General features: G+C 44.9%; 10 protein-coding genes. 5 read left to right on the top strand and 5 right to left on the bottom strand.

The features are described 5' to 3' along the window. Positions 1-5: 5 nt before the first annotated feature. Both acs and RIF36_RS08185 read left to right on the top strand, forming a co-directional pair. Complete coding sequence (gene acs / locus RIF36_RS08190) at positions 6-1,904, top strand: acetate--CoA ligase (protein ID WP_350124493.1); 1,899 nt, start codon at positions 6-8, stop codon at positions 1,902-1,904. 140 nt (positions 1,905-2,044) lie between these two features. Further along, positions 2,045-3,355 (top strand): pyridoxal phosphate-dependent aminotransferase, encoded by a 1,311-nt coding sequence (locus RIF36_RS08185; RefSeq protein ID WP_350124496.1) that lies wholly within the window; start codon positions 2,045-2,047, stop codon positions 3,353-3,355. 85 nt (positions 3,356-3,440) lie between these two features. On the opposite strand, the gene RIF36_RS08180 is transcribed toward RIF36_RS08185, so the two are convergent. After that, positions 3,441-5,819 carry a ribonucleoside-diphosphate reductase subunit alpha gene (locus RIF36_RS08180; RefSeq protein WP_350124499.1) on the bottom strand — a complete coding sequence of 793 codons (2,379 nt, stop codon included), beginning with the start codon at positions 5,817-5,819 and terminating at the stop codon, positions 3,441-3,443. Positions 5,820-5,851: 32 nt separating this feature from the next. Continuing rightward, positions 5,852-6,838, bottom strand: coding sequence for a ribonucleoside-diphosphate reductase small subunit (locus tag RIF36_RS08175; protein WP_350073247.1), 987 nt, complete (start codon positions 6,836-6,838; stop codon positions 5,852-5,854). A 494-nt stretch (positions 6,839-7,332) separates the two neighbouring features. Between RIF36_RS08175 and rplU the strand changes: the two genes are divergently transcribed. The 3 genes from rplU to RIF36_RS08160 all read left to right on the top strand — a co-directional run bounded on the left by rplU (position 7,333) and on the right by RIF36_RS08160 (position 8,579). Continuing rightward, on the top strand, positions 7,333-7,641 hold the full coding sequence (gene rplU / locus RIF36_RS08170) for a 50S ribosomal protein L21 (RefSeq protein ID WP_151997592.1): 309 nt from the start codon (positions 7,333-7,335) through the stop codon (positions 7,639-7,641). A 9-nt stretch (positions 7,642-7,650) separates the two neighbouring features. Continuing rightward, a complete protein-coding gene (rpmA, locus tag RIF36_RS08165) occupies positions 7,651-7,908 on the top strand; it encodes a 50S ribosomal protein L27 (protein ID WP_151997593.1) in 258 nt (85 codons plus the stop codon). Positions 7,909-8,129: 221 nt separating this feature from the next. After that, positions 8,130-8,579, top strand: coding sequence for a hypothetical protein (locus RIF36_RS08160; RefSeq protein WP_350124502.1), 450 nt, complete (start codon positions 8,130-8,132; stop codon positions 8,577-8,579). A 1-nt stretch (position 8,580) separates the two neighbouring features. Here RIF36_RS08160 and RIF36_RS08155 read toward each other — a convergent pair whose 3' ends face one another. Genes RIF36_RS08155 through rnr form a run of 3 tightly spaced genes read right to left on the bottom strand, consistent with a single transcriptional unit; the run spans position 8,581 to position 12,385 of the window. Further along, positions 8,581-9,201 (bottom strand): rhomboid family intramembrane serine protease, encoded by a 621-nt coding sequence (locus RIF36_RS08155; RefSeq protein WP_350124505.1) that lies wholly within the window; start codon positions 9,199-9,201, stop codon positions 8,581-8,583. Positions 9,202-9,236: 35 nt separating this feature from the next. Then, positions 9,237-10,214: a polyprenyl synthetase family protein gene (locus tag RIF36_RS08150; RefSeq protein ID WP_350124508.1), complete on the bottom strand. Its 978-nt coding sequence runs from the start codon at positions 10,212-10,214 to the stop codon at positions 9,237-9,239. After that, positions 10,211-12,385, bottom strand: coding sequence for a ribonuclease R (gene rnr, locus RIF36_RS08145; RefSeq protein WP_350073238.1), 2,175 nt, complete (start codon positions 12,383-12,385; stop codon positions 10,211-10,213). Before rnr ends, RIF36_RS08150 begins: the two co-directional genes overlap by 4 nt. Between the last annotated feature and the right edge of the window lie 2 nt (positions 12,386-12,387).

Genomic DNA, 12,387 nt, shown 5'->3' with positions numbered 1-12,387 from the left:
TTGAGATGACGGATAAAATACAAACCCTCAGTGGGTATATTCACGAATACCAAAAGAGCGTGAATGAGCCGGAGGCCTTCTGGTCAAGAATTGCAGAAAACTTTTACTGGCGAAAAAAATGGGACAAGGTGGTGGAGTGGGATTTTCACAAACCCACCATCAAATGGTTCCGCAATGGAAAGCTGAACATTACTGAAAATATTTTTGAAAGACATCTTTTCACGCTGGGCGACCACCCTGCCATTATATGGGAGCCAAGCGATCCGAAAGAAAAGAATAGAATTATTACACTTCGGGAGTTGTACGAAATGACCTGCCAGTTTGCAAACACCATGAAAAAGAATGGTGTGAAAAAGGGCGACAGGGTCATTATCTATATGCCTATGGTGCCTGAGGCAGCTGTTGCCATGATGGCATGCGCCAGAATCGGCGCCGTGCATTCAGTGGTTTTTGCGGGCTTTAGCTCCACCTCTCTTGCTGACAGGATCAACGACTGCCAGGCAAAAATGGTACTGACCTCTGACGGCAATTTCCGTGGCAACAAGGCCATCGACGTAAAAGGTGTGGTAGACGAAGCCATAGAGAAAACAACGACTATTGAAAAGGTTATCGTTTTCAAAAGAACGGGATCAGATGTCACGATGAAGCCTGGAAGAGACCTTTGGTGGCATGAGGCTATTGAAGGCGTTTCAAAAGAAAACAAAGCAGAAGAAATGGATGCGGAAGACCTGCTATTCATTCTTTACACCAGTGGATCTACAGGCAAACCAAAGGGCGTGGTGCATACCTGCGGTGGCTACATGGTCTATTCGCAATATACCTTCCAGAACGTATTTCAATACAGCGCTGGTGATATATACTGGTGTACTGCGGACGTTGGTTGGATCACCGGACACTCTTACATCGTGTACGGCCCGCTCTTGGCAGGAGCCACCACACTGATGTTTGAAGGCGTGCCTACGTACCCGCATCCGGGCCGCTTCTGGGAAATAATCGACAAATACCATGTGAACCAGTTCTACACCGCCCCTACGGCCATCAGAGCGCTACAGGCTTATGGGTTGGAGCCCCTGGCCCCCTATAAGCTTGATTCGCTTAAAGTGATTGGTTCCGTGGGCGAGCCCATCAACGAAGAGGCCTGGCATTGGTATCACGACCATGTGGGCAAAAACCAATGTCCGCTGGTAGACACCTGGTGGCAAACCGAAACGGGTGGCATCATGATTTCGCCGATTCCGGGCGTTACACCCACCAAGCCTTCTTACGCTACCTTGCCACTTCCAGGTATTCAGCCCATCATCGTTGACCCTGATGGCAAAGAGCTGACTGGCAAAAGTGTTCAAGGCAATCTATGCATTAAATTCCCGTGGCCTGGCATGCTCCGCACCACCTATGGCGACCATGAAAGGTGCAGACAAACATACTTCGGTACTTACCCCGGCCTTTATTTCACCGGCGACGGCGTAAAAAGAGACGAAGATGGCTACTACCGCATCCTGGGCAGGGTAGATGATGTCATCAATGTATCGGGGCACAGAATGGGAACAGCAGAAGTGGAAAATGCTATCAACGAGCACCCTCTTGTGGTAGAGTCTGCTGTGGTGGGCTATCCACATGACATAAAAGGCCAGGGCATTTATGCCTTCGTGATTGCCGACATGTCGAACAGAACGGAAGAGAACCTGATCAACGAAATTCGTGAAACAGTAAGCAAGATCATTGGTCCGATTGCAAAGCCTGATAAGATTCAGATTGTGCCAGGCCTGCCAAAAACAAGGTCTGGAAAGATTATGAGACGGATACTTAGAAAAGCTGCGGAAGGCGATGTTTCTAATTTGGGAGATATCTCTACACTACTTAATCCGGAGGTAGTGGAGCAAATTATCGCTGGGGCAAAGAAGTAGCCGTTTTCTGCCAAAGATTTAAAAAGCTTAGACTTCTTTTAAAGAAGCATCTAAGCTTTTTTCTTTGTGCTTTCATTAGCCCGACTTAAGCACATTTTTCAGACACCTATTGGGAGAAGTCCCAACATCCTATTGTTGATATGCGACAGAAGTTACTACGTGAAGGGGCCAATGAACTTTCCTATGAAATAAGAGGCATTGTTAGAAAGGCGGAACAGCTGGAAAAGCTTGGCTACAACATCCTATGGGAAAATATTGGCGACCCTATCCAGAAGAACCGCAGGCTTCCTGATTGGATGAAAGAAATCATTTCAGGACTCCTCTTCGAAGATGAGACGTTCGGATACAGTCATTCGAAAGGAGTATTGCACACCCGTGAGTTTTTGGCAGATCGAAACAACAAAAAAGGTGGTGCTCAAATCACAGCCGACGACATAACATTCTTCAACGGACTGGGAGATGCTATTGCAAAGATCTATCAATACCTGATTCCTTCTGCCAGGGTCATAGGGCCGTCGCCAGCCTACTCTACTCATTCTTCAGCTGAGGCATCACATGCAAACAATCACCCACTGACCTATAAACTGGATCCTGAAAACTCCTGGTACCCTGATTTGGATGACCTTTATAATAAAGTAAAGTACAATCCGAATATTGTGGGTATCCTGATTATCAATCCCGATAACCCAACGGGTATGGTATACCCAAAGCCTATTTTGGAAAGAATGGTGGCCATCGCCAAAGAGTTTAACCTCTTCATTGTATGTGATGAAATTTACATGAACATCATTTACAACAATGCCGATACCTGCTCTCTTGCAGAAGTCATCGGTGATGTGCCGGGCATGTCCTTAAAAGGGATTTCCAAAGAGTTTCCATGGCCGGGTGCCCGATGCGGATGGGCTGAGTATTACAACCGTGACAAGGATGTTGAGTTTGCCAGACTTTGCCAGACCATCGACAATGCCAAGATGATAGAGGTGAGTTCTACCAAGCTTCCTCAAAGGGCTATTCCAAGAATCATGTCTGACAGCCGGTACCCGGATTTCATTAAGGCAACCAACAAACGGATTGGTGAAAGAAGTGCCTTTCTGTCAAAGACGTTCAAAGACAATCCTTATATCACCTTCAACGAAACCAACGGGGCCTTCTATAACACTATGATCTTCAAGCCCGACGCTTTGAAACCAGGCCAGACAATGCCGATCAAAGACGCCAAAGTGAAACAGTTGCTGGACAGCTGGTTTGAAAGCAATAATGGGCCAATGGAAATGGACAAAAGGTTTGTCTACTATCTGCTGGCGGCAAAGCAGGTTTGTCTGGTTCCTATTTCTTCTTTTTGCTCTGATCTGATGGGCTTCCGCATGACTTTACTAGAAGAAAATGATGAGATCCGGGACGAGATTTTTAAGAGGATCAAAGAAGGAATCGAGGAATTCTGCGGTGCTTGACTTTTCCTTAAAGAAGGTGCAAAAATAACCCCTTCTCATTGCTGAGAAGGGGTGTATTTAAAAGGCAGAATTAATAATCATTTCATCATCCGCTGCAAGATTCGCAAGACTCCGGATCGTCGAGCGAGCACGACATGTCGGCCTGGTTCTTCGCATCCATCTCCTCAAGCTCTGCGGCAGTAGGAACTTTATTTTTTTGCTTTTCCACCGTGAACTTAATAGCGTCAGTGGCTGCCTTGGTTCTCAGGTAGTACATACCAGTCTTCAACCCTAGCTTCCATGCTGTGAAGTGCATAGAAGTAAGTTTACCAAAGTTAGGGTTCAACATGTGGATGTTGAGGCTTTGGCTCTGGCAGATATATGGGCCACGATCTCCAGCCATTTCCAGAATAGTTTTCTGAGAAATCTCCCAAACCGTTTTGTATAGCTCTTTGATGTCATCTGGAATCCCAGGAATGTTTTGGATTGAGCCGTTGGCACCCATGAGTTGATTCTTCATGTCTTCGCTCCATAGGTTTAGCTTAATCAGGTCTTTCAGCAAATGCTTGTTCACCACAATGAACTCTCCTGACAATACCCGACGGGTGTAGATGTTAGACGTGTATGGTTCGAAACATTCGTTGTTGCCAAGAATCTGTGAGGTAGAAGCAGTTGGCATAGGGGCAACCAATAGAGAGTTACGCACACCATTTTTCTTAACATCCTGCTTCAGTTTTTCCCAATCCCAGCGGCCACTATCTGGCGTAACGCCCCACATATCGAATTGGAAAATACCTTTTGAGGTAGGCGATCCTTTGAACGTTTCATAAGGCCCTTCCACTTTGGCTATTTCCATAGAGGCTTCCATGGCAGCAAAGTACATCGTCTCAAATATGTCTTTGTTTAGCTGCTTAGCTTCAGGCGACTCAAATGGGTAGCGCATCAAAATAAATGCATCGGCCAGCCCCTGCACACCAAGCCCGATAGGGCGGTGACGCATATTTGACTTACGGGCTTCAGGCACCGGATAGTAGTTTACATCAATCACCTTGTTAAGGTTTTTGGTGGCTACTTTCGTGATCTCATATAGTTTCTGATGGTCGAACGTGCCGTCCTCACTCACATATTTAGGCAGCGATAAAGAGGCAAGGTTACAAACTGCTACCTCATCTGGCGCAGTGTACTCGATGATCTCTGTACATAAGTTAGATGACTTGATAGTGCCAAGGTTTTTCTGGTTCGACTTTCTGTTGGCCGCATCTTTGAAAAGCATATAAGGAACACCGGTCTCAATTTGTGCTTCTAGTATTTCGAACCAAAGCTCCTGCGCTTTCACAGAACGACGACCTTTGCCTTCCTTCTCATACTTTTCGTAAAGTCGCTCAAACTCCTCTCCCCAACAATCGGAAAGGCCCGGGCACTCATTAGGATCCAGCAAAGACCACTCACTGTTCGACTCTACCCTTTTCATGAAAAGGTCTGGAATCCAAAGTGCATAAAACAGGTCACGGGCACGGAGCTCTTCCTTACCATGGTTTTTCTTCAACTGAAGAAAATCGAAAATATCGGCGTGCCATGGCTCTATGTAAATAGCAAAGCTTCCTTTGCGCTTTCCACCACCCTGGTCAACATAACGAGCCGTCATATCAAAATTGCGAAGCATTGGAATGATGCCGTTAGAAACACCGTTGGTTCCCCTGATATAAGAACCCGTTGCTCTAACATTGTGAATGCTCAGTCCGATACCACCAGCAGACTGAGAAATCTTGGCACATTGCTTTAAAGTATCATAAATACCGTCGATGCTGTCGTCCTTCATTTGAAGAAGGAAACAAGACGAAAGCTGCGGCTTGGGCGTTCCTGCATTAAACAATGTAGGCGTCGCATGAGTAAACCATTTTTCTGACAGCAGATTATAGGTTTCAATCACAGAATCGATGTCATCCATGTGAATACCCACTGCCACTCTCATCAACATATGCTGCGGACGTTCCACCACTTGTCCGTCAAGTCTGATCAAGTATGAGCGCTCCAGCGTTTTAAAGCCGAAGTAGTCATAACCAAAGTCACGGTCATATATAATAGAAGAATCAAGATGAGCTGCGTTCTCCTTTATGACCTTCCATGCTTCCTTTGAAATCAAAGGGGCGTTTTCGCCAGTTTTAGGATCTACGTAGGTGTAGAGTCTCTTCATTGTATTGGAGAACGACTTGCTGGTAACCTTGTGCAGGTTGCTCACAGCAATACGGGCAGCCAGAATGGCGTAGTCCGGGTGCTTGGTTGCCATGCTCGCTGCCGTTTCAGCAGCAAGGTTGTCTAGCTGCTGGGTCGACACCCCATCATATAGACCGTTAATTACCTTCATGGCAACTTCAACAGGGCTAATATAATCTGCATTGAGTGCGTAGCAGAGTTTCTCGATTCTGGCAGTGATTTTGTCAAATTTCACTGACTCTCTGTGACCATCTCTCTTAATTACTAACATATCTATGGTTTATCAGGTATTGGTGGTGGTGATTAAAATTCTTCGTCTAGTGAGAACTTGTGAGAGTCCTTGTCATTATTGTTCATAACGCCCGCTTTCTGGTATTCAGCGACTCTCTTCTCAAAAAAGTTGGTTTTTCCCTGAAGCGAGATCATTTCCATGAAGTCGAATGGGTTGGTTGAATTATACAATTTAGGACAATGAAGCTCATCCAGCAATCTGTCAGCTACAAACTCTATGTACTGGCACATCAGGTCTGAATTCATGCCAATAAGCTTCACAGGAAGTGCGTCGGTAACAAACTCTTTTTCAATCTCTACAGCATCCGATATGATTTTCTGGAGTGTTTCAACCGGCAGTTTGTTCTTTACATGGTTGTTATAAAGCAAACAAGCAAAATCACAGTGCAATCCTTCGTCTCTGGAAATTAGTTCATTAGAGAAGCTAAGGCCTGGCATCAAACCACGCTTTTTTAACCAGAAGATTGAGCAGAAACTTCCCGAAAAGAAAATGCCCTCAACAGCAGCAAAAGCCACAAGCCTTTCCTGAAACGATCCCTCATCGATCCAGCGAAGCGCCCAGTCTGCTTTTTTCTTCACACAATCCATGGTATCGATTGCATTAAAAAGAAGATCCTTCTCTTTAGCATCTCTTACATAGGTGTCAATCAACAATGAATATGTCTCGGAGTGAATGTTTTCAATCGCAATTTGAAAGCCGTAGAAAAACTTTGCTTCAGTGTACTGCACTTCCGAAACAAAATTCTCAGCAAGGTTCTCATTCACTATACCATCGCTGGCAGCAAAGAAAGCAAGGACGTGTTTAATAAAGTGCTGCTCCCCTTCGTTCATATTGGCCCAGTCCTTTAGGTCATGGCTAAGGTCAATTTCTTCCGCTGTCCAAAAACTCGCTTCCGCTTTTTTATAAAACTCCCAGATATCGTGGTGCTTGATGGGGAATAGAACGAACCTGCTATTGTCTTCCTTCAGTATTGGCTCCTCAATTGCTTTTGTCGACATATTAACTACTTGTTACTAATTCAAAATCTTATTTCTCCTGGTCTTACTTTCTTCCTTCTGTACGCCGGTCTCGTTAAATACAATGACTTAGAGCCACCATTCCATACTGAGCAGGTGATATCTTGGAATAGTGCTATAATGTATTTAAAAACGAAAGGCCCGACTGGATTGGCCTGATGAGAGTGAAACCCCCTCAAAAAACAAGCAGTACAAATATGTGAAAACGGTTGAAAAAATCAAAAGTGGTTTGGCACACAAAGTTACGTTATTAAAATAGTGCAAAAACATTCATAACATACTGAAAACTAAAAGCTTATGACTTTATATCGAAACTTCTACTTCATTTCATTTTCGCTGTATTCGCAGTCGAAAAAAAGTTAAATTATTTTAGCATCAACAATGGGTAGTGTCTCTTGACAGGACGCTTGTAAAATATATATTATAGTTATACCTTTGCAGTCCTTTTTACAACAAAAGTTTTAAGAACAACGGATATGTACGCTATCGTAGACATCGCCGGAAAGCAGTTCAAAGTAACAAAAGACCAATTCGTTTATGCCCCTAAAATGGCTGGCGAAGAAGGCGCTTCCGTCGAATTTGAAAATGTACTACTTGTCGACAATGACGGCAAAGTAGCGGTTGGTACTCCTACCGTAAAAGGAGTAAAAGTGTCAGGTAAAATCCTTGGACACGTTAAAGGTGACAAAGTGATTGTCTTCAAAAAGAAGCGTCGTAAGAGCTACAAGAAGAAGAACGGTCACCGTCAGCAGTTTACAAAGGTTTTAATCGAGAACATTAAATAAGAAAAAACCATGGCACACAAGAAAGGCGCAGGTAGTTCCAGAAACGGCCGTGAATCGCATAGCAAAAGACTAGGCGTAAAGATATTTGGTGGCCAGTTGGCAAAAGCAGGAAATATTCTTGTTCGCCAGAGGGGTACTACTCATCACCCAGGTGAAAATGTAGGTTTGGGCAAAGACCACACCCTGTTTGCACTAGTGGAAGGCACTGTTAACTTCAAGAAAGGCTACAAAGACAGATCATTTGTATCTGTTGAGCCAGTGAAGTAATTAGAATAGAAATTTGAAATTGAAGCCCTGTTGAGTAATCGACAGGGCTTTCGTTATTCTAGAGCTCTACTCGGTATATGGCGCCGGTTTAAATAATGGCTTGTTGTCTATCATTCATAACTTTCCCAATATTAAACTGTACATTTTTTAGAAGCTAAAATTGATTAACTTATACAACAGTTCCGTTTTTATCGTTAATTTGCACCAAACCATTTAGCTCGATGCGCAAATTTTCTTTTGTAGGGTGCGCCTATCTTCTGCTTTTCTGTATGCCACTGCATCTTTCCGCTAGTGTTGCCAGCCAAATGCACGCACAAGTCTCCAGGACTTTTGAAACAAGCCCGTTGTCGGAAAATGGACTTGCAATGGAAACCGAAATGGCTGAAAAGCTGGAAGAGGAAGGTTTGGGGCTTTTTGGCCCTGGAAATAGAAAGAAAAAAAGACACAAAGAGAAGAAGAAAAGAATGGGGGGACACCAAAATCTCGGTGAGAGGCTTTCCCAAAAAGGTATCTTCGGCAAACAAACTAAAAATAGTGGTGTAGGCCAAAACGTGCTCTTCCTTGTCGTGCCGGCGGTTGCAGTAGTTGGCCTGGCTTTCTTATTTGCTGCTAGCACCAAGAACAAAAATGCCGACTCTCTGCTTGACCCCGACCCCAACGGAACCAACTAGCTCACCCAAATAATTTGTAGCTCGCCACTTTCTCGAAGAATTCGCCCACCACACCAGGGTGAATAAAAATGCTGTAAACGATGCCCACAATAGCTCCTGTCAAATGCGCCATGTGATTGATATTATCGCTCATTTGCCGTGACTGATTGATCGTGTAGATCAGATAAAGAACCCCCAAAATAAAGCCGGGCAACCCAATCAAGCCAAAAAGGTAGATTTTGTTCAAAGGATTGAATAGAATGCTGCAAAAAACTACCGCAGTCACACCCCCTGAGGCACCCAGTGATTGATAGTGAATGCTATTTCTATTTTTGAAGTAGCTCGGCACATCCGACAAGCCGATCGCTACCAAATAAAACACCATGAACTGAATGCTGCTTCCCCCCGAGTAATAGCCAATAATCTGCTCAGCTGCCTGCCCAAAGAAAAAGAAGGTGAACATGTTGAAGCCCAGGTGCATCCAGCTGTTGTGCACAAAGCCAGACGTCAGAAATCGCCAATACTCTTTCTTCTCCCTAATGGCATAGGGACTCATGGTGAGCTTGTAAAGTAAATTTGGGTTGTTCAACCCCATGATTGAAATAACGACTGTAACAACCAGGATAATCAGTGTGGGGCTCATAGTTCAGGAAGATGGCAATTTTGAAATATAAATTTTTAGTTCTCTCGGGCGATAAGGTAGTCAGCGAAATCTTTCATCGTTTGCTTTTTGCTATCTGGCAAAGAAAGGTCGGAAAGCTGCTTCAACGCAAGATCAAAATAATCATTCATTTTTTGATCCGTCAGCTCCCTAATCCCATTTCGATCATATATTCCCCTGACCGCCTCCACCTTCTCGTTCGTATCAAAGTCCTTGATCATCAGCCAATTTTCGAGCTGGCGTTTGTCATCTCCTGTAGACGTCCGAAGGGCCTGTATCAGCAAAAACGTTTTTTTGTTGGCAATAATATCTCCACCCACCTGTTTTCCGAACTTCGCCTGATCGCCATACACATCCAACAGGTCGTCCTTCAGTTGAAACCCGATGCCTATGTTCTCACCAAAGCTCTTCAAAAGTTGAGCGTCATGGGCACTGGCGTTGCCTAGTACCGCACCTAACTCGAGGCTAAAGCCCAGAAGTACAGCCGTTTTGAGCCGAATCATTTCGATGTAATCAGCCTCGGTCACGGCGTCCATCTTTTCAAAATTCATGTCGATTTGCTGGCCCTCACACACCTCAACGGCACATTGATTAAAAGAACGAATAATCCCTGGCAGTTTTTCGCCCGGCACCTCCAGCAACAGGTCATAGGCCTTTACCAGCATCGTATCTCCCGAAAGGATGGCTACATTGCTATTCCATTTCTCATGCACTGTGGCCTGGCCTCTCCGCAACGGCGCATTGTCCATGATGTCGTCATGCATGAGCGTAAAGTTGTGAAAAACCTCAACAGCCAAAGCAGGGCGAAGGATTGACTCTACATCGTCTCTGAAAAGCTTGTAAGCGAGAAGGGCAAGAATCGGCCGCATTCTCTTGCCGCCCAAATCCATGATGTACCTGATCGGCTCGTATAATTCTCTGGGGTGTTTACCAAATTCAAATTTGGTCAGTTCCTTGTTGAGGAGTTCTGTGTACTGACGCAGCAGCTCTGTCATTTTTCGTTAGCAAATTCCAAATCGATTGTGCGGCGATCAATGTCTGTATTGGTGACCTTCACTTTTACCTCGTCGCCCAGCGTGATCATCCGCTTATTGTTACGACCAATGATCCGGTAATTTTGTTCATCAAATTCATAAAAATCGTCGTTCAGGTCGGCTAGTCTCACCATGCCCTCACACTTGGTTTCTATGATTTCCACGTAAATGCCCCACTCAGTAACGCCAGCCACAATGCCATCAAACACTTTGTCGGCCGCCATTGACATGAACTCCACCTGCTTGTATTTAATGGACGCTCTCTCGGCATCCGCAGCTCTTTTTTCCATGTCGGAGCTGTGAACACACATGGGCTCGTATTTGTCTTGCTCAACTGACTTACCGCCTTTCAGGTAGTGGGCCAGCAAGCGGTGGACCATCATGTCGGGGTAGCGCCTGATAGGCGAGGTGAAGTGGGAATAGTGTGGGAAAGCCAGACCAAAGTGCCCATTGGCGGCAGTCGTATACTTGGCTTTGGCCATACTTCTGATGGCAAGAGATGTCAGCACATTTTGTTCTGGTTTTCCTTCAATCTCGTCTATCAGTTTGTTAAGCGTTGACGAAAGGTTTTCATCTGTCAGGTCGATCTTATGTCCAAACTTCTTGGCGAACAACGTGAAGTTGTGAAGCTTCTCCTCGTTAGGCGAATCGTGTGTACGATACACAAATGTCTTTCTTCCGCTCTCAGTTTTTTGTCCGAATATGAATTCGGCGACTCTCTTATTGGCCAGCAGCATGAACTCCTCAATGAGCTTGTGTGCATCCTTTCTTATTTTGGGCACAATACCCAGGGGTTTGCCTTGTTCGTCCAGCTTGAACTTTACTTCAATGGTTTCGAAGTTGATCGCACCATTTTTATACCGCTTGTTTTTTAACAGCTTGGCCAGGTCGTTGAAAATTTTCAGCTCTTTGCAATAATCGCCAACACCGGCTTCGATAACCGCCTGGGCCTCTTCGTAGCTAAAGCGTCGGTCGGAATGGATCACCGTTCTGCCAAACCACTCATTGACAATTTTGCCGCTGTTCTCCATCTCAAAAACTGCTGAGAATGTCAGCTTGTCTTCATTGGGGCGGAGTGAACAAAGTGCATTCGAGAGCTTCTCAGGGAGCATTGGCACGGTGCGGTCGACCAGATAAACAGACGTTGCTCGGGTGTAGGCTTCTTTTTCAAGAATGGTTTCTTCCTTCACATAATGTGTGACGTCAGCAATGTGCACACCAATTTCATAGTTTCCATTTTCAAGAAACTTGATGGAGAGTGCATCATCAAAGTCTTTGGCGTCCTCCGGGTCGATGGTGAATGTGGTTACGCCTCTGAAGTCCTTTCTGGCTGCTATTTCCTTCTCAGGAATAGTCTCCGAAATTTTATCTGACTCCGAAATTACCTCCTCGGGGAATGTAAACGGCAGGTCAAACTCAGCCATAATTGAGTGAATCTCGGCTTCATTTTCACCTGCTTTGCCCAATACCCGCACCACTTTGCCTACCGGGCTCTTGTTAGTTCTATCGTGCCATCGGTCTATTTTTACAATGACCTTGTCATTGGTCGTTGCGTTATTGATATGCTCTGGGTAAACAAAAATATCGTTATGAATCTTTCTGTTATCAGGAATAACAAAGGCAAACCTCTTGGATAGCTGAAGCTTGCCAACGAACTCATCCTTTTTACGCTGGACAATTTCTGTTACCCGGCCTTCTCTATGTTTCTTGCCATGGAACTTGCCCGAAAGCTCGAATTTCACCGTATCACCATCAACGGCAAACTCAAGATCATCCGTTTTCACATACACATCATCATCAAGTTCGGCGCAAATAATGTAGGCAAACCGTGAGTTAACATGGTCAACAACGCCCACCAACGCCGATGGCATTTGCTGGCTAACGAACCGGCCGTCTCTATTTCGGCTTATAATCCCTTCGTCTTCCAAACGAAAGGCAACTTCAGAAACAAGGTTTTTAGATTTCTTATCACGAACACCGAGCGTTTGAATCATTTGCCTGATAGACCAGGGCTTGCCCGATTGTTGCCTGAACAGATGTAGAACTGATTCTTTGATCTGTCCTGCAGATATTGTCTTTCTTCCTGGTGATTCTCCGCTGTTTTTTCTCTTCTTATTATTCTTTTTACTCATGT

It is taken from the genome of Imperialibacter sp., assembly GCF_040222815.1.
Lineage (GTDB): Bacteria > Bacteroidota > Bacteroidia > Cytophagales > Cyclobacteriaceae > Imperialibacter.
Note: the sequence above shows the minus strand (reverse complement) of the source record. Positions and strands in the feature narration are given on the sequence as shown.

Coding starts and splice junctions, on each gene's coding strand:
- acs (WP_350124493.1), top strand. CDS start 6: ATGACGGATAAAATACAAACCCTCAGTGGGTATATTCACGAATACCAA.
- rnr (WP_350073238.1), bottom strand. CDS start 12,385: ATGAGTAAAAAGAATAATAAGAAGAGAAAAAACAGCGGAGAATCACCA.
- RIF36_RS08160 (WP_350124502.1), top strand. CDS start 8,130: ATGCGCAAATTTTCTTTTGTAGGGTGCGCCTATCTTCTGCTTTTCTGT.
- RIF36_RS08155 (WP_350124505.1), bottom strand. CDS start 9,201: ATGAGCCCCACACTGATTATCCTGGTTGTTACAGTCGTTATTTCAATC.
- RIF36_RS08150 (WP_350124508.1), bottom strand. CDS start 10,214: ATGACAGAGCTGCTGCGTCAGTACACAGAACTCCTCAACAAGGAACTG.
- RIF36_RS08180 (WP_350124499.1), bottom strand. CDS start 5,819: ATGTTAGTAATTAAGAGAGATGGTCACAGAGAGTCAGTGAAATTTGAC.
- rplU (WP_151997592.1), top strand. CDS start 7,333: ATGTACGCTATCGTAGACATCGCCGGAAAGCAGTTCAAAGTAACAAAA.
- rpmA (WP_151997593.1), top strand. CDS start 7,651: ATGGCACACAAGAAAGGCGCAGGTAGTTCCAGAAACGGCCGTGAATCG.
- RIF36_RS08175 (WP_350073247.1), bottom strand. CDS start 6,838: ATGTCGACAAAAGCAATTGAGGAGCCAATACTGAAGGAAGACAATAGC.
- RIF36_RS08185 (WP_350124496.1), top strand. CDS start 2,045: ATGCGACAGAAGTTACTACGTGAAGGGGCCAATGAACTTTCCTATGAA.